At 72.4% G+C, this 18,667-nt stretch carries 17 protein-coding genes; 9 read left to right on the top strand and 8 right to left on the bottom strand.

The genetic code is table 11. From position 1 onward, the window contains the following. The first annotated feature begins 104 nt into the window (after positions 1-104). Both ACLQ2S_RS19070 and ACLQ2S_RS19065 read left to right on the top strand, forming a co-directional pair. On the top strand, positions 105-1,259 hold the full coding sequence (locus tag ACLQ2S_RS19070; protein WP_425702220.1) for a GNAT family N-acetyltransferase: 1,155 nt from the start codon (positions 105-107) through the stop codon (positions 1,257-1,259). Beyond that, entirely contained in the window at positions 1,256-2,380 is a 1,125-nt protein-coding gene (locus tag ACLQ2S_RS19065; protein ID WP_425702219.1) for a GNAT family N-acetyltransferase, read from the top strand. The genes ACLQ2S_RS19070 and ACLQ2S_RS19065 overlap by 4 nt, the downstream gene beginning before the upstream one ends. A 55-nt stretch (positions 2,381-2,435) precedes the next feature. Here ACLQ2S_RS19065 and hpf read toward each other — a convergent pair whose 3' ends face one another. The 5 genes from hpf to mtrA form a co-directional block, all read right to left on the bottom strand. After that, on the bottom strand, positions 2,436-3,080 hold the full coding sequence (gene hpf / locus ACLQ2S_RS19060) for a ribosome hibernation-promoting factor, HPF/YfiA family (RefSeq protein WP_309222635.1): 645 nt from the start codon (positions 3,078-3,080) through the stop codon (positions 2,436-2,438). A gap of 248 nt (positions 3,081-3,328) precedes the next feature. Beyond that, positions 3,329-4,027, bottom strand: a complete 699-nt coding sequence (locus ACLQ2S_RS19055; RefSeq protein ID WP_425702218.1) for a ComF family protein — start codon at positions 4,025-4,027, stop codon at positions 3,329-3,331. A gap of 6 nt (positions 4,028-4,033) precedes the next feature. Further along, positions 4,034-5,833, bottom strand: a complete 1,800-nt coding sequence (locus tag ACLQ2S_RS19050) for an LpqB family beta-propeller domain-containing protein (protein WP_309222637.1) — start codon at positions 5,831-5,833, stop codon at positions 4,034-4,036. Then, positions 5,830-7,587 (bottom strand): MtrAB system histidine kinase MtrB, encoded by a 1,758-nt coding sequence (mtrB, locus tag ACLQ2S_RS19045; protein ID WP_309222638.1) that lies wholly within the window; start codon positions 7,585-7,587, stop codon positions 5,830-5,832. Before mtrB ends, ACLQ2S_RS19050 begins: the two co-directional genes overlap by 4 nt. 13 nt (positions 7,588-7,600) lie before the next feature. Next, on the bottom strand, positions 7,601-8,290 hold the full coding sequence (gene mtrA / locus ACLQ2S_RS19040; RefSeq protein WP_155215076.1) for an MtrAB system response regulator MtrA: 690 nt from the start codon (positions 8,288-8,290) through the stop codon (positions 7,601-7,603). A 210-nt stretch (positions 8,291-8,500) separates the two neighbouring features. Between mtrA and ACLQ2S_RS19035 the strand changes: the two genes are divergently transcribed. From ACLQ2S_RS19035 to ACLQ2S_RS19015, 5 genes are read left to right on the top strand one after another with little or no spacing between them, the layout of a single operon-like run. Continuing rightward, entirely contained in the window at positions 8,501-9,337 is an 837-nt protein-coding gene (locus ACLQ2S_RS19035; protein WP_309222639.1) for a hypothetical protein, read from the top strand. Further along, the gene (locus tag ACLQ2S_RS19030; protein WP_155215078.1) at positions 9,334-9,906 is read left to right on the top strand and encodes a DUF4129 domain-containing protein; all 573 of its coding nucleotides are present in this window, start codon (positions 9,334-9,336) and stop codon (positions 9,904-9,906) included. Before ACLQ2S_RS19035 ends, ACLQ2S_RS19030 begins: the two co-directional genes overlap by 4 nt. Continuing rightward, positions 9,903-11,270, top strand: a complete 1,368-nt coding sequence (locus ACLQ2S_RS19025; RefSeq protein WP_425702217.1) for a DUF4350 domain-containing protein — start codon at positions 9,903-9,905, stop codon at positions 11,268-11,270. The genes ACLQ2S_RS19030 and ACLQ2S_RS19025 overlap by 4 nt, the downstream gene beginning before the upstream one ends. Positions 11,271-11,281: 11 nt before the next feature. Further along, positions 11,282-12,253 carry an AAA family ATPase gene (locus ACLQ2S_RS19020; protein WP_425702262.1) on the top strand — a complete coding sequence of 324 codons (972 nt, stop codon included), beginning with the start codon at positions 11,282-11,284 and terminating at the stop codon, positions 12,251-12,253. Continuing rightward, a complete protein-coding gene (locus ACLQ2S_RS19015; RefSeq protein WP_425702216.1) occupies positions 12,250-13,560 on the top strand; it encodes a DUF58 domain-containing protein in 1,311 nt (436 codons plus the stop codon). Before ACLQ2S_RS19020 ends, ACLQ2S_RS19015 begins: the two co-directional genes overlap by 4 nt. Positions 13,561-13,578: 18 nt before the next feature. Here the strand turns inward: ACLQ2S_RS19015 and ACLQ2S_RS19010 are convergent, their stop codons facing one another. After that, the gene (locus ACLQ2S_RS19010) at positions 13,579-14,547 is read right to left on the bottom strand and encodes a stage II sporulation protein M (protein WP_309222640.1); all 969 of its coding nucleotides are present in this window, start codon (positions 14,545-14,547) and stop codon (positions 13,579-13,581) included. Between the two features lie 41 nt (positions 14,548-14,588). Between ACLQ2S_RS19010 and ACLQ2S_RS19005 the strand changes: the two genes are divergently transcribed. Further along, positions 14,589-15,482: an RDD family protein gene (locus ACLQ2S_RS19005; RefSeq protein ID WP_425702215.1), complete on the top strand. Its 894-nt coding sequence runs from the start codon at positions 14,589-14,591 to the stop codon at positions 15,480-15,482. Continuing rightward, positions 15,479-15,631 carry a hypothetical protein gene (locus tag ACLQ2S_RS19000; RefSeq protein WP_196222453.1) on the top strand — a complete coding sequence of 51 codons (153 nt, stop codon included), beginning with the start codon at positions 15,479-15,481 and terminating at the stop codon, positions 15,629-15,631. Before ACLQ2S_RS19005 ends, ACLQ2S_RS19000 begins: the two co-directional genes overlap by 4 nt. A gap of 82 nt (positions 15,632-15,713) precedes the next feature. Here the strand turns inward: ACLQ2S_RS19000 and ahcY are convergent, their stop codons facing one another. Together ahcY and manA are read right to left on the bottom strand one after the other, a co-directional pair. Then, complete coding sequence (ahcY, locus tag ACLQ2S_RS18995) at positions 15,714-17,213, bottom strand: adenosylhomocysteinase (protein ID WP_155215081.1); 1,500 nt, start codon at positions 17,211-17,213, stop codon at positions 15,714-15,716. 293 nt (positions 17,214-17,506) lie between these two features. Then, positions 17,507-18,664: a mannose-6-phosphate isomerase, class I gene (gene manA / locus ACLQ2S_RS18990; protein ID WP_425702214.1), complete on the bottom strand. Its 1,158-nt coding sequence runs from the start codon at positions 18,662-18,664 to the stop codon at positions 17,507-17,509. Positions 18,665-18,667 lie beyond the last annotated feature (3 nt).

The raw sequence follows: 18,667 nt of genomic DNA, 5'->3' as shown, positions 1-18,667 counted from the left end.
GTCACTGGTGGCGGCGGTCGGCCATCGCGAAACAGACATAACACTCCCCACTCCGGCCCGTGTCCCGGTTATCCGGTTACGCCGTGGGCGAACGATCCGGCACGATGGCTGGAATGGAGCCCGTGGAGATCGTCGAGGAAGGTCTGGTGCTGCGGCCGTGGCGGTCGGCAGACATCGACGCCGTGTTCCGCGCCTGCCAGGATACGGACATCCAGCGCTGGACGGGCGTACCCTACCCATACCGGTACGAAGACGCGGAGGGTTTCGTCGCGAGCCGGGACCGACAGTGGCAACTCGGCACCGGCGCGTCCTTCGCAGTCTGCGACGCCGACACCAGCGAGGTGCTCGGGCTCTGCGGGCTCAACTTCATCGATCGCAACCACGAACTCAGCGAGATCGGTTATTGGACCGCGCCGTGGGCGCGTGGGCGGGGCGTGGCCGTGCGGGCTGTCCGGGCCGTCGCCCGGTGGGCCTTCGACGAGCTGAAGCTGCGCCGGCTGCTCTGGAGCGCCGAGGTGGGCAACTATGCCTCCCGGCTGGTCGCCCTCCGCTCCGGCGTCCGGATCGAGGGGAAGCTGCGGGCCGCCGACCCGGCGGGCAGCGGGTACGAGTGGTTCGGTTCGCTGCTGCCCGGTGACGTACCGGCTCCCGGCGAGGTCGGCCCGGCCGGACCCGACACGTTGGAGGCCCGGCGCGCGGCGGTCTTCGGCCGGCCGCAACCGACCCTGTTCGCGACCGCCGGCGCGCAGGAGCTGAGCCTGCGCCCCCTGGCCGAGCGTGATCTCGACGCGCTCGTCGCGGTCTGCCGGGACCCGGACACGCTGCGCTGGACGACCGTGCCGGAGAACTACACCAGGGCGGACGCCGAGGACTTCCTGCGGTTCGTACGGAACTCCTGGGTCGCGGGCACCTCCGCGCCCTTCGTCCTCGCCGACGCCACGGACCGCTACGCCGGCTCGATCGACCTGCGCCTGTCACCGGCCGATCCGCTGCTGGCTGACATCGGCTTCATGACCGCACCACACGTCCGTGGTCGGGGTTACCAACCTGCTGCGCTCGCGGCGCTGTGCGCCTGGGGGTTCACCACTCTGGGACTGGCGCGCATCGAATGGCGGGCCAACGTCGGCAACGTCGCCTCCCGCCGAGCCGCCGAGAAGGCCGGCTTCACGATGGAGGGCACTGCCCGTGGGCTGCTCAACCACCGTGGTACCCGCGTCGACGCCTGGGTAGGCTCGCTACTGGCAGAGGACCTGCGGTGACCGAGGAGCGTCTCGCGCAGCGCATCGACGCGCACGGGGTCCGCTTGCGGCCGTTCCACCTCGCTGACCTGGCCGACGTCGCCGAGAGCTGCGACGACCCGGTCACCCAGCGGTTCCTCAACCACCTGCCCTCCCCGTACACCGAGGCCGACGCGCGCTGGTGGATCACCGAGGGCGCTCCGGCCGCCTTCGCCGCCGGCGGGGCCGCGTACGCCATCGCCGACCCGGTGACCGACCGGCTGCTCGGCGCGGTGGGTCTGAGCTATCCGGTGCCGCAACGCGGGCAGGCGGAGATCGGCTACTGGGTGGCGCCGTGGGCGCGCGGCGCCGGGGTGGCGACCGCCGCCACCCGGGCCCTGTCGGAGCACGCGTTCGCCAACGGCATCTACCGGTTGGAGTTGCTCACCGAGTTGGAGAACGCGGCCAGCCAGCGGGTCGCGCTGGCCGCCGGCTTCCGACCCGAGGGGGTACGCCGCCGCGTGACGTCCGTGCGGGGCGGCGGTCGGGGTGACCTGGTTGCGTGGGTACGCCTCGCCGACGACCCGCCGGGACCGACGACACGTGGCCTGCCGGACCTGCCCGACGGGCGACTCACCGACGGGGTGGTCGTGCTGCGCCGACTCGGTCCGGAGCACATCGAGCAGACGTATCGCCTGCACACCGACCCCGACGTGGTGGTCACCCGGGTTCCCCCGGAGGCGGCGACCCTCGACGAGGTGACGCGCCGCTGCCACGTCGCAGAGAGCCAGTGGTTGGTCGGCACGGCCGCGGCGATGGCCATCGTCGACGCTGCCAGCGGGGACTTCGTCGGCAACTGCACGCTGCTCCGTGACCAGCCCGCCAGCGACCAGGCGATGATCGGCTACAGCCTGCTGCCGCGTTGGCGCGGGCGGGGCTACGCCACCCGGGTCGTACGGCTGGCCAGTCGGTGGGGGTTCGGGCACGCCGGTCTGTCCCGGTTGTGGGCCGGCACCCTGCCGGAGAACGTCGCCTCCATGCGCGTGCTGGAGAAGGCGGGGTTCCGCCGGGAGGGGCTGTTGCGCGGCCGGCTCGTCGGGGCGGCCGGCCGCCGGGCCGACTCGACGATCTACGGCCTGCTGGTCACGGATCCGATCGACTGACGACGTGATGCCGACGGCCCGGGTCGGCGTGCGCCGACCCGGGCCGTCGCCTCGGTCAGATGTCCAGCGAGATGATGCCGTAGTCGTAGGCGTGCCGCCGGTAGACCACGCTCGGACGACCGGACTCCTTGTCTTGGAACAGATAGAAGTCGTGGCCCACCAGTTCCATCTGGAACAGGGCGTCATCGACGGTCATCGGCTCGGCGGGGTGCACCTTCTCCCGTGCGATGTGCCATGGCTGGCCGTCGGCGTACTCCTCCTCCGGCCGCTCGGCCACCACGGTGGCCGTGCCGGTCTCGGTGGCGGCCGGGCTGGTCTCCGTAGGAAGCGGCGGGAGGTCGGCCACCGGCAGGCCGGCGGTCGCGGCGGCGACCGACAGCGGCGCGTGCCGGCCCCGGTGTACCCGCCGCCGGTCGGCCGCGCGACGCAGCCGGGAGTCGAGCTTGGCGATAGCCGCGTCCAGAGCGCTGTAGAAGTCGCTGGTGCAGGCCTCGGCCCGAATCACCGGACCACGGGAAAAACAGGTGATCTCCACCCGCTGACAATGATCGGCCTGGCGCGGATTGCGCTCATGGAACAGTTCAACATCGACACGGATGAGTTTGTGGTCGTAGCGTTCGATCTTCGCGAGCTTTTCTGCGACGTGCACCCGGTAGTGATCCGGAACTTCGACGTTACGGCCCTTGACCACGATGTCCACGTGACCTCCCTTAATCGGACGGTCTTCGATCCAGAACTCCGGTCGCGCCCGAGGGACGGCCCCATTCGGCGTCGACCGGTCAATACGGCTACGCCTCCTCTCGCCGCCGGGGGTGGGTGGGGTGGCCTTCCTACCCCCGACAGCCAAACGCTAACTCCTGCCAGCCCGACAGTCACCCCCGGTTGCCAACACCATTCGGAGAATTTCCACACCTCATACACGAAGGTATGAAACGGAAACACAATCGGTTACCGTCGGTGCCTTTTCCGTGTCGCGGCCAGCACCGCCGCCCCGGATGGCGACAGTCCGCGCACGGTCAGTACGCGACTGACCGCCGCGAGGGTCGCTCCGGTGGTGACGATGTCGTCCAGCAGGACCACCCGTGCCCCCGCGACGGCCGGTACCCGCCCCGGCCGGGCCAGGAAGGCGGCGGTGGCCGCCGCCGTCCGACCCGCGCTGTCCAGCGTCACCGAGTCCGGTCGAGGCGTGGCGCGTACCGCCCGGTGCACCCGCACCGGCCAGCCCGCCGAGCGCAGTCGACCGGCGCAGTGCCGGGCCAGCCGCCCGAGGTGATCGCCGTAGCGGGCCCGAGCCGCCGCCGGGGTGTCCGGCACCGGCACCAACAGCACCGGTCCCACCGCGCCGACCGCCGTGGCGACGACCTCGGCCAGCAGCGCGCCGAGCGGGCGGGCCAGGCCGTGCCGGCCGTGCTCCTTGTACGCCAGCAACATCTCCCGCAGCGGCCCGCCGTACTCGCCGAGGGCGTGACAGGGCGGCAGGCCCGGTGGGGCGGGAACGGGCCGTACCGGGCCCGGCCGCATCGCCCGTAGCGCGTCGACGCACTGCGGGCAGACGCCGTGCCGCAGCCCCGCGCGGCGATCCCGGCAGCCGGCGCAGTCGGTGGGCAGGACCAGGTCGACCAGGTCCGCCCAGAGCCCGCCAGCCACGGCGACTCAGTAGAGGAAGACGGGCGCGGTGGGGTTGCCCGGACGTACGCCGGCGGGTGGCGGCGTCACCTCCTGGACCTGGTCCCGGTTGATCCGCTCGAACGGGTTGCTGCGGTACGCCACCCCGTTCGCCTCGTACATGAACGACCCGGCCAGCGGGGAGCGCTCCGGGGTGGCGGGGTACGCGGCGAGGTGGTCGACCTGGCTGCCGGTGTCCTCCCGCAGCGGGGTCTCCACGGCGCCGTCCACGCTCACCTCGTAGATCGCCGGGCGGCTCGCCGAGCCGGCCACCAGCAGGCGGTTCGCCGCCGACCAGTCCACCGCGGTGACGTCGGTCAGCGAACTGACCAGCCGCCGGGCCGGGCCCACGGTGGGTACGCCACCCTCCCAGTTGATCGTCGTGACGTGCAACGCGCCGTCCACGACGAGGGCCAGCCGATGCCCGTCCAGTGCCGCCGCCACGGCGGTGACCCGGCCCGGCAGGCCGAGCTGGACCTGCCGCGTCGCCGCCTGGTCGTCGAAGCGGTAGAGCCGACCGTCGGCGACCACCAGGCCCGCCGGTCGGGTGCCCTCGGTACGGACCCACACCGGACGACTCATCGCGGTGAACTTGGTGGGACCGGTGGTGAGGGCCCCCACCACGGCACCGCCACGACCGACGGCCAGCCGCTGCCGCCCGTCCTCGCCGGTTACCACGACGGCGGCCAGGACGCCCCCGTTGGCGCGCCGCAACTCGGCGGAGACGATGTCCTGGTTCACCTCGGGCGCCACCGGCACCGAGCCGGCAGCCTCACCGGCCACCGTCAGCGAATGGATCGCCCCCTCGTAGACGCAGTATCGCCGCGCGTTGCCGTCGATCAGGTCCAACGGATTCAGCCGGCGCTGCTCCTCCAGGTCGATCACCTTGCGGGACTGGTTGAGGATCTTCACCTCGACGGTGCCGTGCAGTTCCTGAAGCGACCACGCCAACTGGGTGCCGAACTGCACCAGACGACGCTCGTCAGCACCCGGCATGTCGAGGTTGACCTCCCACCGGCCGTCCGAACCGGTGGCATTGTTGATCATCTCGGTGCGGTCGGGCAGACCGGAGACGCCGATCCGCAGCCACTCCGAGGGGCCGGCGGTCAACCACCGGATCACCTCGCTCACCCGACGCTCCGCCGGCACGGCCGAGGAGAGGTACCGCTGGTCGGGCACGAGTCGGGTGCGGTCGGAGTTCCAGAAGTAGATCGTCTCCGCCTGGTAGAACCGGCGCAGCGCGTCGTCGCTGAGCAGCAGCACGTTCGGCGGGTCGCTGACGTAGTAGCCGGCATCGTCCTCGCCTACCGGGCCCGCGCTGACCAGCCGGAACTCGTACGTGGAATCGGTGGCCACCGGCGGCACCAGCATCCCGTTGGCCCGCAGCAGGCCGACCTGCTGCACGCTGATGGTGACCTTCATGCTGTCGATGTCCGGTTCGATCACCGGATCGTCGGTGAGCCGTACCACCGACAGCGCCACCTCGCTGCCCTGCCGCTCCGGCAACCCACTGCGTTCGGAGGTGGCGATGTACCGCTTGACCCGCTCGTACGCCCGATCCGGCTCGCCCGCTGCCGCAGCCAGGAAGTTGCGCACGAACGCCTCGGCGTCGCTGCCGCTGGCCTCCCGGGGCGGCGGTTCGGTGCCGCGCCCCAGCGACCAGTTCGTCTCCGCCGCCGGGCCGCGCTGCTCGATCTGCACCTCGGTGCTGTCGGGGATTCCGCAACCGGCCGCGACGGCCAGCACCAGCGTGCCGCCGAGCAGCCCGGTCACCAGCCGGCGCCTCACGAGCCCACCTCCGCGCGCCGCTGCCCCGCCTGCGACGCCGGACCGATGGCGAGCGTGCCGGCCGGGCCGGGCTCGATGTCCAGCAGCTCCCCGGTCGGTGGGCCGCCGAGCGGCAACGCGACATCGGCCGGTACCAGCCGCAGCGGTGAGGTGGTCAGCCGGTCACCGGCGCGCGCCGGCAGGGTGAGCCGGAACTGCGCGCCCTGCCCCGGGGCGCCCCACGCCTCCAGCCAGCCGCCGTGCAGTCGAGCGTCCTCCAGGCTGATCGACAGCCCCAGACCGGTACCGCCGGTCTGCCGCGCCCGCGACGGGTCGGCCCGCCAGAACCGGTTGAACACCAGCTTCTCCTCGCCGGGCTTGAGCCCGACGCCGTGGTCACGGACGGTCAGCGCGACGGCGGTGTCGTCCATCCCCAACGTGATCCGCACCGGTCGTCCCTCGCCGTGCTCGACCGCGTTGCCGACCAGGTTGCGCAGCACCCGCTCGACCCGGCGCGGGTCGATCTCGGCGATCACCGGCGCGTTCGGGACGTCCAGCTCGATGCTCACCCCGACCCGCTCGGCCAGCCCGGCCAGCCGGTCGACCACCCGGTGAACCACCGGCACCAGGTCGGTCGGCTCGGCGTCGAGCACCGCGAACCCCGCGTCGAACCGGCTGATCTCCAGTAGGTCGGTCAGTAGCTCCTCGAAGCGGTCCAGCTCGGCCTGGAGCAGCTCGGCGCTGCGGGCCACCGCCGGGTCGAACTCGTCCCGCTCGGCGAAGATCAGGTCAGCGGCCATCCGTACCGTGGTCAGCGGGGTCCGCAGTTCGTGCGAGACGTCCGAGGTGAACCGGCGTTGCAGCCGGGACATCTCCTCCAGCCGCAGGATCTGCCGTTGCAGGTTGGTGGCCATCTGGTTGAACGAGGCCGCGAGCAGCGCCAGGTCGTCCTCGCCGTTGACGGCCATCCGCTGGTCGAGCAGACCGGCGGAGAGTCGCTGGGCGGTCCGGGCGGCGACCCGTACCGGGATCACCACCAGCCGGGTCACCAACGCGGCGAGCAGGCCGAGCAGCAGCACCAGGGCGACCCCGGTGGCCACCACGGTGGCCCGCGCCTGCGCCGCGGTGGTGTCCTGGAGGGTCAGCGGCACGAGGTAGTACAGCTCCACCTGACCGAACCCGGTCGGCACCGGGGAGCCGTAGACGAGGTACTTCGTCTCGGCGTCCCCGGTGAGCCGACCGGTACGGATCTGGTTGGCCACGTTGCCGTCGGCCACGGCGGCCCGCAGCTCGGGGCTGATCAGGGGCCGGACGTTCACCGACGGCGAGGTGCGCGGCTCGATCACCCCGGGCCAGTTCTCCGCGGTGAGGGCCACCACCACGCCGCTGTTCTGCTGGGGGTCACCGCCCGCGAGGTAGTTGACCGTGCCGTCGATCGTCTCCTGGAGCTGGGCCTCCTGCGGCTGGCTGTAGAGGCTGAACTGCTTCGCCGCGTACTCCGCGCCGTTGAGCAGCCGCAACTGGACGTCGGTCTTCGCGTTGTCCAGCAGGATGTTGGTGATCTTGTCGGCGATCAGGTAGGCGAAACCGCCGACCAGCAGGCTGGACGTCACCAACGTGATGGTCACCACGCGCACCTGCAACGAGCGGCGCCAAGTCTGGTGCAGCCTCGCCAGAGATCGGGACAGCCGGCCACTCACCCCACGCCACAACTCCCACACGGCACCACGCCGGCGGGACGTCGGGTCGAGATCGGGGATCGGGGAGGTGGCCACAGTGCGACCCAGGCTATCCGGTACCAGCCTTGTAGCCCACGCCGCGAACGGTCAGGATGATTTCCGGTCGCTCCGGATCCGGTTCGATCTTGGCACGTAGCCGCTGCACGTGCACGTTGACCAGCCGGGTGTCCGCCGCGTGCCGGTATCCCCAGACCTGCTCCAGCAGCACCTCGCGGGTGAAGACCTGACGCGGTTTACGGGCGAGCGCGACCAGCAGGTCGAACTCCAGCGGCGTCAGCTTCACCTCCTCGCCGTTGCGGCTGACGGTGTGCGCCGGCACGTCGATGGCGATCTGGTTGCCGGGCGGACCGATGGTGAGCAGTTCCGGCGCGGCGTCCTCGCCACGGCGCAGCCGCGCCCGCATCCGGGCCACCAGTTCCTTGGGCTTGAACGGCTTGACCACGTAGTCGTCGGCACCCGACTCCAGGCCGAGCACGACGTCGACCGTGTCGCTCTTGGCGGTCAGCATCACGATCGGCACCCCGGACTCACCCCGGATCGCCCGTGCCACGTCGATACCACTCATTCCGGGCAGCATCAGGTCGAGCAGGACGATATCGGGTCGATTCTCACGGAACGCGGCCAATGCCCGTTCCCCGTCCGCCACGAACGAGGGCATGAAGCCTTCGCTGCGCAGCACGATGCCGAGCATCTCGGCGAGCGCGGGGTCGTCGTCGACCACCAGTACCCGGGCTCTCATGGGGTTAATGGTTCCATCCCGTCAGTTCGGTGGGCTCGGCGTCACCCGCACGCTACTGCCGTCAGGTGTGCTGTGCCCAGCACCGCTCGGTTTGTCCCAGTCGCACGTGCCGACCCGGGGGGCGGGACTGCACCCCGGACGACCGCGCATGTCAACATGATCCCCGGGTGCGCCGTAGCGCGCCACCGCCCCCGCCTCCCAGGAGTACGCGTGCCCGCAACAGGCCCGACAGTCGTACTCCCCGGGCGCCCACTCACCGTCGGGGAACTGCTCGACTCCGCGGTGCTGCTACTGCGCGCCCAGGCGCCGGTCCTGTTGCCCTTCGCCGCCGTGCTGGCCGCCGGCGAACAGCTCCTGCTGCGACCGCTACGGCTCGCGGTGGATGCCACCGGGCCCCTGTGGTGGCCGTCCGGTCTGAACGAGTTCGGTCTCTTCTGGCTGCTCCTCGCCTTCGGTGCGGCAACCGAAGCGATGATCATCACGCTGCTCGGCAACCCGGCCGCCCGCGCCGCCGCCGGCACGCTGGTCGGCCGCCGACCGACCGTCGCGGAGTTGGTCGACCCCCGTGCCGCCCGGTGGGGCGCCACCGTCCTGCTCTGCCTCGTGGTCGGCGCGGTCATGCTGTCCACGTCCCTGCTCGGCCCCACCTGGTTCCTCGGATTCGCCCTGCTCGGCGCGGTGGCCCCGGCCCTGGTCGTGGACCGGGTCCGGCCGGTACGGGCGATCACCCGCTCCGCCACGCTGGCGTTACGTCTGGGCGTACGGGCCGCCGCTTTGCGGGTACTGGGATACCTCCTCTGGTGGCTCATCCGGGTCGGGCTCAGCTGCGGGACGTTCGTCGGGCTGAGCACACTCGGGCTGATCGACGAGGGCTGGACCAACGCGGTGGCGATGCTGCTCTGGGCAGCCGTGAACACGATCGCCTACGCCGCGCTGGCCAGCCTGGACGCGGTCGTCCACCTGGAGACCCGGATCCGCAGCGAGGGCCTGGACATCCGCATCTCCCGTGCGCCCGCGAGCGCGGATCTGCTGGCGGTGGGCGGATGAGCTTCAGCCGGTGGTGGACCGAGACCACGGCCGCCCTCGGAGACCACCTGCCGCTACCGCTGGCCGCGCTGCTGCTGGTGCTGGCCACGGCGCTGACCGCGACCGCCTGGTACACCTTCCCCGCCTGGCTTCCCCGGCGGTTTCCCCGGCTCCGCCGACGCCGCCCCGCCCGGTCCACCGGGCGACAGCCCACGACCGCACCACCGGTGGCCGCCGCCCCGGAGCCGCCCGCCGACCCCGCCGGGACGGTCGTGGCGGCCGATCGGCTGGCGGCCGAGGGCCGCTACGACGAGGCGGTCCGCGAGCGGCTGCGCGTCATGCTCCACCAGCTCACCGACCGGCAGGTGGTGCGGGTCCGGCCCGGCATGACCGTCGCCGAGGTGGTCACCGAGGCCACCGCCAACCATCCACCGGTCGGACCGCCACTGGCCGCCGCAGCCGCCATCTTCTCCGAGCTGTGGTACGCCCAACGCCCGGCCACCGCCGACCACGATCACCGGATGCGCGACCATGCCGGGCGGTTGGGGGACCTGCTCGTCACCGCCGCCCCGAAGGACGACGACCGGTGAGGGCGCGGGGACGCCGCCACCGGATCGTGATACCCGTGCTGGTGGGGGTGCTGCTGACGGCCGTCACCCTGGTCACCCGCGAGATCGACCAGCCGGACCAGACCGACCGGGGCTTCCTCTCCCCGACCGTGACCGACGACCACGGCGGCAGCCGGCTCGCCGCGAGCCTGGCCCGGCAGGGGGTGACGGTGCAGCGGGAGACGGACACGTTCCGGGCGTTGCGAGCCACCCGCCCCGGTCCGGCCACCCTGTTCGTCCCCGCGCCCGAGTTGCTGCACCCGCGCACCGTCAGCCTCTTCGGTCTGCTGCCCGGCGGCACCCGGTTGGTGCTGGTCGACCCACCCCGGCGGGTGCTGGCCGCCGCCGGGCTACCGCTGCGCCCGACCGGCCGACGCTGGGCGACCCGCGCCGTGCCGCCGCAGGCGCACGGCCGGTCCTGCCCGCTGGCCGAGGCCGCCTCCGTCACCACGGCCGCCGTCGCCCGCCAGCGGTACGCGCCCACCGGCGTGGGCAACGTCGACCTCTGCTATGCCGGTGGCCTGGCCCGGCTGCCCGGTGCCGCCGAGAGCGTGGTGGTGGGTGCCAGCGACCCGTTCCGCAACGGGCGGATCGACGAATGGGACAACCTGGCCTTCGCCACCGGGCTGCTCGCCACCGCCGGCCGGGTGATCTGGCTCGACCTGGACGGCCCGGCACCGCCACCACCCGAACCCCATCGGACACCCACCCGGCCGCTACCGGAACGCGTCGACGAAGTCGACGAGCCCGCCGAGCCGGAGGACCGGCGCGGCGAGGGGAACAGCGAGACGGCATCGGACGGGCGGCCGGGCGGTGAGACCTCCGGTCCCCGCGCCCGCGACTCCGCCGGGCAGCCCAACCCCCTCTGGTCGGCGTTCCCACCGTGGTTCTGGGCACTGCTGCTGCAACTCGCCCTGGCGGCACTGCTGATAGCCATCGGTCGGGCCCGCCGCCTCGGCCCGCCCACCCCGGAACCACTGCCGGTCTCCGTGCCCGCCGCCGAGACGGTCCTCGGCCGGGGGCGGCTCTACCAGCAGGCGCGAGCCCGGGAGAACACCGCGCGGCTGCTCCGAACCGCGACGCTCGCCCGGCTGGCGCGACGCCTGCACCTGCCCGCCGACGCGCCACCCGGCACGGTCGCCGCCACCGTGGCCGCCGACACCGGCGACCAGCCCGACACCATCCGGGAACTGCTCTACGGCGACGCGCCGCGCACCGACCGGGACCTACTGGAACTCGCCGGTGAGCTGGACCGTGTCACGCGTACCGGCGAGTCGACGTCCACCCCCGACCCGCCGGCTGCGGCCCGGCTACCGAAGCCCCGATCCGAAGGAGATCCCCGGTGACCCGACCCGCGATGACCGTGGACCCGCTCGCCACCGACCCCGCCCGCGCCGCGCTGCACCGGCTGCGCACCGAGGTGGCCAAGGCGGTCGTGGGTCAGGAGGGCGTGGTCACCGGACTGATCGTCGCCCTGCTCTGCCGTGGTCACGTGCTGCTGGAGGGCGTACCGGGAGTCGCCAAGACGCTGCTGGTGCGTACCGTGGCCGCCGCCCTGGACCTCACCTCGCGGCGGGTCCAGTTCACCCCCGACCTGATGCCGGGCGACGTCACCGGCTCGATGGTCTTCGACGCGCGAACCGCGGCGTTCACCTTCCGCGAAGGGCCGGTCTTCACCAACCTGCTGCTCGCCGACGAGATCAACCGCACTCCGCCGAAGACCCAGTCCGCGCTGCTGGAGGTGATGGAGGAGCGGCAGGTCACCGTCGAGGGCGAGCAGCGCACGCTCCCTGATCCGTTCATCGTCGCCGCCACCCAGAACCCGGTGGAGTACGAGGGCACCTACCCGCTACCGGAAGCCCAGTTGGACCGTTTCCTGCTCAAGCTCACCGTGCCGCTACCCAACCGGGACGAGGAACTCGGAGTGCTCCGCGCCCACCATGCCGGTTTCGACCCCCGGGACCTGAGCGCCGCCGGCGTACGCCCGGTGGCGGACGCGACCGAACTCGCCGTCGCCCGCGCGGCGGTGGGCCGCGTGCACGTCGCGGATCCGCTGCTCGGCTACGTCGTCGACCTGTGCCGGGCGACCCGCACCACCCCGTCGCTGGAGTTGGGCGCATCACCGCGCGGCGCGACGGCCCTGCTGGGCACCGCGAAGGCGTGGGCGTGGCTGCACGGACGCGACCACGTGGTGCCGGACGACGTGAAGGCGATGGCGCGGCCCACCCTGCGGCACCGGCTACGCCTGCGTCCGGAGGCCGAACTCGAAGGTGTCGGGGTGGACCGGATCCTGGACACGGTGCTGGCCACCGTGCCGACCCCACGATGACCTGGCGGGCGGCGGCGCTGCTGGCGGTGGGCGCGCTGACCCTGCCCGCATGGCCGGTTCCGTTCGTCGGCGTGGCGGTGATGGTCGGCCTGGTGCTGCTGCTGGTCGGCCTCGATCTCGCGCTCGCCGCGCCGTTGGCGGCGCTGACCGTCGAGCGGGCCGGTGAGCGGGCGGTACCGCTCGGCGGCACCGCCACGGTCACCCTGTACCTGCGCAACACCTCCGACCGGCCGCTGCGCGCCCGGGTCCGCGACGCCTGGGTGCCCTCCGCCGGGGCCCGGCCGGAGCTGCCGCCGACCCGGCTGGTGCGCGCCGCCCCCGGTGAGGTGCTCGCCCTGCCCACCCGCCTCACCCCCACCCGGCGGGGAGACCGGCCCGCCGTGGCCCTGACGGTCCGCTCGTTCGGGCCGCTCGGGCTGGCGTACCGGCAGTGGGGTGGTCGGCCCGGCACCCCGCCCTGGACCGTACGGGTGCTGCCCCGTTTCGACGCCCGACGGCACCTGCCGGAGCGGCTGTCGCGGCTGCGCGTCATCGACGGCACACTCCTCGGCCGGGGACGCGGACCGGGCACCGAGTTCGACACGCTGCGCGAGTACGTCTCCGGCGACGACGTACGCTCCATCGACTGGCGGGCCAGCGCCCGACACTCGGAGGTGCTGGTACGCACCTGGCGTCCGGAACGGGACCGGCGGCTGATCTGCGTGCTGGACACCGGGCGCACCTCGGCCGTACGGCTCGGCGACGAGCCGCGCCTGGATGCCTCGATCGAGGCGGCGCTGCTGCTCAGCGCGTTGGCGGCGCGGGCCGGTGACCGGGTGGACGTGCTCGCGGCGGACGCCGTGCCCCGGGCCTCGGTGGGTGGCGTCGAACGAGCGGGGCAGTGGAACCGGCTGGCGCACGCGTTGGCCCCGTTGCAACCGGCGCTGGTCGAGACGGATTTCCGGCTGATCGCGGGCGAGTTGCTGCGGCGACACCGCCCCCGCAGCCTGGTGGTGCTGCTCACCGCCCTGGAGCCCGGTGCGCTGGGTGAGGGACTGCTGCCGGTGCTGCCCCGGCTGGCCGCCCGGCACCGGGTGCTGGTGGCTGCGGCACAGGACCCGGTGCTGACCCGACTCACCGCCGGGCCGCCGCGACGCCCCGAGGACGCGTACGCCGCAGCCGCCGCCTGGCGGACACTCGCCGAACGCGACCGCCTCACCGCAGCGCTGACCCGACACGACGTCACCGTGGTCGACGCCCCGGCTGATCGACTGGCCCCCGCCCTCGCCGACGCCTACCTGCACCTGAAGGCCACCGCGCAGCTCTGACCCTGACGGGGCTGCCCGTTACCGAAGGTCGCCGGTAGCGACCTCCTGGTCGGGTGGTGCGGCGGAGCCGAGGACGAGGACGTAGGCCAGGAAGGCCAACCAGGCGGTCGCGCCGATGGTGACGCGCACGGCCACCGGTAGCGGCGCCGGCGTCACGAACGCCTCGATCACCGCCGAGACGGCGAAGAGTCCGACCAGGCCGACGGTGACCAGGACGCCGTCGCGCCCTGCCCGGGCCACCGCCTGCCCCCGGGTCAACTGCTCCGGCGGTGCGATCCACGCCCACCCGATACGCAGACCCACCCCGGCGGCGACGAACACACCGGTCAGCTCCAGCAAACCGTGCGGGGTGATCAGGCCGAAGAAGACGTCCTCCCGGCCGTAGGAGACCATCACCCCACCGACCACGCCGATGTTCACCGCGTTCTGCCAGAGCAGGTAGCCGACCGGCACGATCAGCACGCCCGCCGCCAGACACTTCGCGGCCAGCCAGGCATTGTGCGTCCACAGGTGGAAGGCGAACGTCGGCGCGGAGAACTCCGTGTAGTAGCCGGCGAAGCCGGATTCGACCAGCCGGGCGGCCTCCTCGTCGCCGATGAACGCCGCCGCCGTCTCCGGGTTGTCCGCCACGAACCACATCAGGGTGAAGGTGAGCAGGGTGAACGCGGTCGCCACCGCGCACCACCACGGCGCCGCCCGCCAGATGGCACCGGGCAGGTCGGCCGCCAGGAATCGCCGCACCGCCGACCAGGACGGCCGGGGTCGGCTGGTCAACCGCGCCCGTGCCCGGAGCACCACCTGGGACAGCTCACTGACCAGCACCGGGTCCGGCGAGCGGCTACGCAGCACCGACAGTTGGGTGGTGGCCCGTTGGTAGAGCGCGACCAGCTCGTCGACCTCGGCCGGGTCGAGACGGCGCTGCGCACAGAGCTGATTCAGCCGACGCCACTGACCGCCGTGCTCCGCGACGTACGCGTCGACATCCACCAGCCACCTCCGACCGCGCGATCATAGTGTTCACTGTCGGGGTGAGCACAGCGGCACGAGCGTGGACCGCCCCCGGCTGGGGTGATGCCCGGCTGGTCAGCGGCGAGGCGGTCGAGCTGGACGTGCGGGCCGCACGGATCGGTTCCCGGACCCTCGCACTGCTGCTCGACGTGCTGATCCAACTGCTGTGCGGCCTGCTGCTCCTCGCGCTGGCCGGGCTGCTGTTGGCCGCACTGCCGTACGGGCTGCTCGACGCGGCGATGGAACGGGCGCTGCTCACCGTCGGGCTGGTGCTGCTACTGGTCGGCTATCCGGTGCTCTGGGAACGCCTCAACGACGGCCGGACACCGGGCAAGGCGGCGGTCGGGCTGCGGGTGGTCAGCGTCGACGGCGCCCCGGTCGGCTTCCGGCAGTCGTTGACCCGGGCGTTGGTCGGGGTCTCCGTGGAGTGGCCGGGGCTGGTGCTGCCGCTGCTGTCCTGGGCGGTCGGGCTGACCGTGATGCTCAGCGACGACCGTGGTCGGCGACTGGGTGACCTGGCCGCGGGCACGCTGGTGGTGCACACCCGGCCCGCGACGAGGTGGCGTGCGGTCCCGGCGACCATGCCGCAGCTGGTCGGGTGGGCGTACACGCTGGATCTGAGCCGGTTGGACGCGGACCTGGCGCTGGCCGTCCGGCAGTACCTGGCTCGGGCCCACGGGCTCAGCGAGCCGGCGCGCGGCGAGTTGGCCCGGTTGCTGTGGCGGCAGGTCGCCGCGGTGACCGGCCCGCCGCCCCCGGTCGCGCTGCCGGAGGTCCATTACCTGGCCGCCGTCATCGCCGAGCGGCACCGGCGGGCGCGTCACCTGCTCGCCGGTGAACGGGTGCTCACCGAGGCGGCGTGGTCGGGATTGCCGGTGGCGTCGGCCGACGAACCCTCACGGAGGTCGGGATGAGGGGCTTCGGGCCGTGGCTGGCGGTGCTCGCGGTGGTGCTGCTGCTCAGCGCGCTGCGGTTGCGCACCCTGGCGGCGCTGGTCTCCGTGGCCTGGCTGCTGTGGTGTGTCTGGACCTGGATCCGCCCCACCCGCCGCCGTACCCGCTGACCACCAGCCCCGCCGGGCGGGCGACCGCACAGAACACCCCCGGGTCGACCTCGGTGGCCGGGCCCGGGGGTGTTCTCGACGCTCAGTAGCGGTAGTGGTCCGGCTTGAAGGGGCCTTCCACGGCGACGCCGAGGTAGGCGGCCTGCTCCTTGGTGAGCGTGGTCAGCTTCGCGCCGAGCGCGTCCAGGTGCAGCCGGGCGACCTTCTCGTCGAGGTGCTTGGGCAGCACGTACACGCCGACCGGGTACTCGTCGGTCTTGGTGTACAGCTCGATCTGGGCGATCGTCTGGTTGGCGAACGAGTTCGACATCACGAAGCTCGGGTGACCGGTGGCGTTGCCCAGGTTCAGCAGGCGGCCCTCGGAGAGCACGATGATGGCGTGACCGTCGTCGAAGCGCCACAGGTCCACCTGCGGCTTGATGTTCTCCCGGGTGACGTCCGAGCGCTTCGCCAGACCGGCCATGTCGATCTCGTTGTCGAAGTGGCCGATGTTGCCCACGATGGCCTGGTGCTTCATCCGGGCCATGTGCTCGTTGGTGATGACGTCGTAGCAGCCGGTGGCGGTGATGAAGATGTCGGCCTGCTCGACCACGTCGTCCAGGGTGGCGACCTGGTAGCCGTCCATGGCCGCCTGGAGCGCGCAGATCGGGTCGACCTCGGTCACCACGACCCGGGCACCCTGGCCACGCAGCGACTCGGCGCAGCCCTTGCCCACGTCGCCGTAGCCGAGCACGACGGCCATCTTGCCGCCGATCAGCGTGTCGGTGGCGCGGTTGATGCCGTCGATCAGCGAGTGGCGGCAGCCGTACTTGTTGTCGAACTTGCTCTTGGTCACCGAGTCGTTGACGTTGATGGCCGGGAAGAGCAACGTGCCGGCGCGGTGCATCTCGTAGAGCCGGTGCACGCCGGTGGTGGTCTCCTCGGTGACGCCCTTGATGCCGGCGGCGATCCGCGTCCACCGCTGTCCACTCGTGGCCAGCGAGCGGTGCAGCAGTTCGAGGATGACCGCGTACTCCTCGGAGTCGGCGGACTCGACCGGCGGCACCGCCCCGGCCTTCTCGAACTCGACACCCTTGTGGACGAGCAGGGTGGCGTCGCCACCGTCGTCCAGGATCATGTTCGGACCGTCCCCGTCGGGCCAGTCGAGCACCTGCTCGGTGCACCACCAGTACTCCTGGAGGCTCTCGCCCTTCCACGCGTACACCGGGACACCGGCGGGCGCGTCGACGGTGCCCTCGGGGCCGACGACGATCGCGGCGGCGGCGTGGTCCTGGGTGGAGAAGATGTTGCACGACGCCCAGCGGACCTGCGCGCCGAGCGCGACCAGGGTCTCGATGAGCACGGCGGTCTGAATCGTCATGTGCAGCGACCCGGTGATCCGCGCGCCCGCGAGGGGCTGCGCGTCGGCGAACTCGCGGCGGATCGCCATCAGGCCGGGCATCTCGTGTTCGGCGAGGCGGATCTCTTTGCGCCCGAACTCGGCGAGCGAAAGGTCCGCCACCTTGTAGTCGCCCTCGGCGACAGTACGCGGCCGGGCCTCGGACGACGTGCCACTGGCGGACGCCGGGAGGGTGCTGGTCATGAAAGCTCCTGTCGGACGATGGTGCTGCGCAACCTCCCACCTTACGCGCGCCTACGGCGGTCGGCCGGGGTGGTTACGGACAGCGCACGGGGCGGCCGGTGTGGACGTGTGCCGTCCATCTCCGTCCGCCCCGTGCATCCCCCCGGTTTGGTTCCCCCGCGCGCTCTCGGACCATCGTCGCGATAACGCTGCGCACTCATAGAGTCACAGTAAGCAAGCGCCAAGTCAAGCTATTCCGGAAAAGTCGGACTTGGCGTGTTGGGGATGGGCCGGTAGCTGGACATGCGAAAAGGTCAGACCAGGCCGGTCGACGCGATGTACGTCTCACCCTCACCGGTGACGGTGAGTACACCGCCAGCGGCCCGTCCGACTGCGGCCCGCCCCGGTTCCAGCGCCACCGACGCCACCCCGTCGGTCACGGTGATCCGACCGGCGGTGCACAGCACCACCCGGGGGCCGGGCACGGCCAACGTCACCTCGCGCCGCCGATCGCCCACGGTCACCCGGTGCAACGCGAAGTCGTCCACCGGCACCGGCCAGGTCACCACGCCGTCGGCGACCTCGCGGGGCGGGACCACCGGCCGGTCGAGCACCTCGAAGCGGAGCACCCGCAGCAGCTCGGCCACGTCCACGTGCTTCGGGGTCAGCCCGCCCCGCAGCACGTTGTCGCTGGCGGCCATCACCTCGACGCCGGTGCCTTCCAGGTACGCGTGCAGGTTCCCGGCCGGCATCCAGATCGCCTCACCGGGGGCCAGTCGCACCCGGTTGAGCAGCAACGCCACCAGCACTCCCGGATCGGCCGGGTAGGCGTCGGCCAACCGGGACACCAGGTCCGCGTCCGGGCCGCCCGCCGCGCGGGCCGCCGCCACCAGACCCGCCCGCTCCGCCATCGGCCACTCCAGCAACCGGCGCACCGCCTCGGCCAACCCCGTCGGCCCGGCGGCCAACGCGGCGAGCACCGGCCGCAGCTGCGGTACGCCCAACGCGGCGAGCGCCCGCGCCGAGGCGTCCGGATCACGGAACCCGCACAACGCCTCCATCGGCCCGAGCGCCACCAGCAGCTCCGGCTTGTGGAAGGGGTCGACATAGTTGCGGTGCCCACCGGTCCGAGCCTGTTCGACGGCGTAACCGGCCCGGGCCTGCTCGGCGTCCGGGTGTGCCTGAAGGCTCAGCGGAGCCGCTGCGGCCAGCACCTTGAGCAGGAACGGCAGGCGGGTTCCGAACCGCTCCAGCACCGGCTGGCCGAGCCAGTCGACCGGCTCGGCGGCGAGCACCTCGGTGAGCGCGACCCGCCGCCCGGCACGCTCGACGGCGGCCGGCGCGCACGGGTGCGCCCCGAGCCACAGCTCCGCCTCGGGCGTCGCACTCGGCACCGGCCGCCCCTGGAGTTCGGCGAGCGCCGAGCGGGAACCCCAGGCGTAGTCCTTGATCGGGCCGTGCAGCGGTTCCACCGG

The sequence above is a fragment of the Micromonospora sp. DT48 genome (assembly GCF_049844495.1).
Lineage (GTDB): Bacteria > Actinomycetota > Actinomycetes > Mycobacteriales > Micromonosporaceae > Micromonospora.
The sequence above is the reverse complement of the archived record's forward strand: the minus strand, read 5'-3'. Positions and strand labels throughout refer to the sequence as shown.

Coding starts and splice junctions, on each gene's coding strand:
- ACLQ2S_RS19000 (WP_196222453.1), top strand. CDS start 15,479: ATGAGGGGCTTCGGGCCGTGGCTGGCGGTGCTCGCGGTGGTGCTGCTG.
- ACLQ2S_RS19015 (WP_425702216.1), top strand. CDS start 12,250: ATGACCTGGCGGGCGGCGGCGCTGCTGGCGGTGGGCGCGCTGACCCTG.
- ACLQ2S_RS19030 (WP_155215078.1), top strand. CDS start 9,334: ATGAGCTTCAGCCGGTGGTGGACCGAGACCACGGCCGCCCTCGGAGAC.
- ACLQ2S_RS19020 (WP_425702262.1), top strand. CDS start 11,282: ATGACCGTGGACCCGCTCGCCACCGACCCCGCCCGCGCCGCGCTGCAC.
- ahcY (WP_155215081.1), bottom strand. CDS start 17,213: ATGACCAGCACCCTCCCGGCGTCCGCCAGTGGCACGTCGTCCGAGGCC.
- mtrA (WP_155215076.1), bottom strand. CDS start 8,290: ATGAGAGCCCGGGTACTGGTGGTCGACGACGACCCCGCGCTCGCCGAG.
- ACLQ2S_RS19070 (WP_425702220.1), top strand. CDS start 105: ATGGCTGGAATGGAGCCCGTGGAGATCGTCGAGGAAGGTCTGGTGCTG.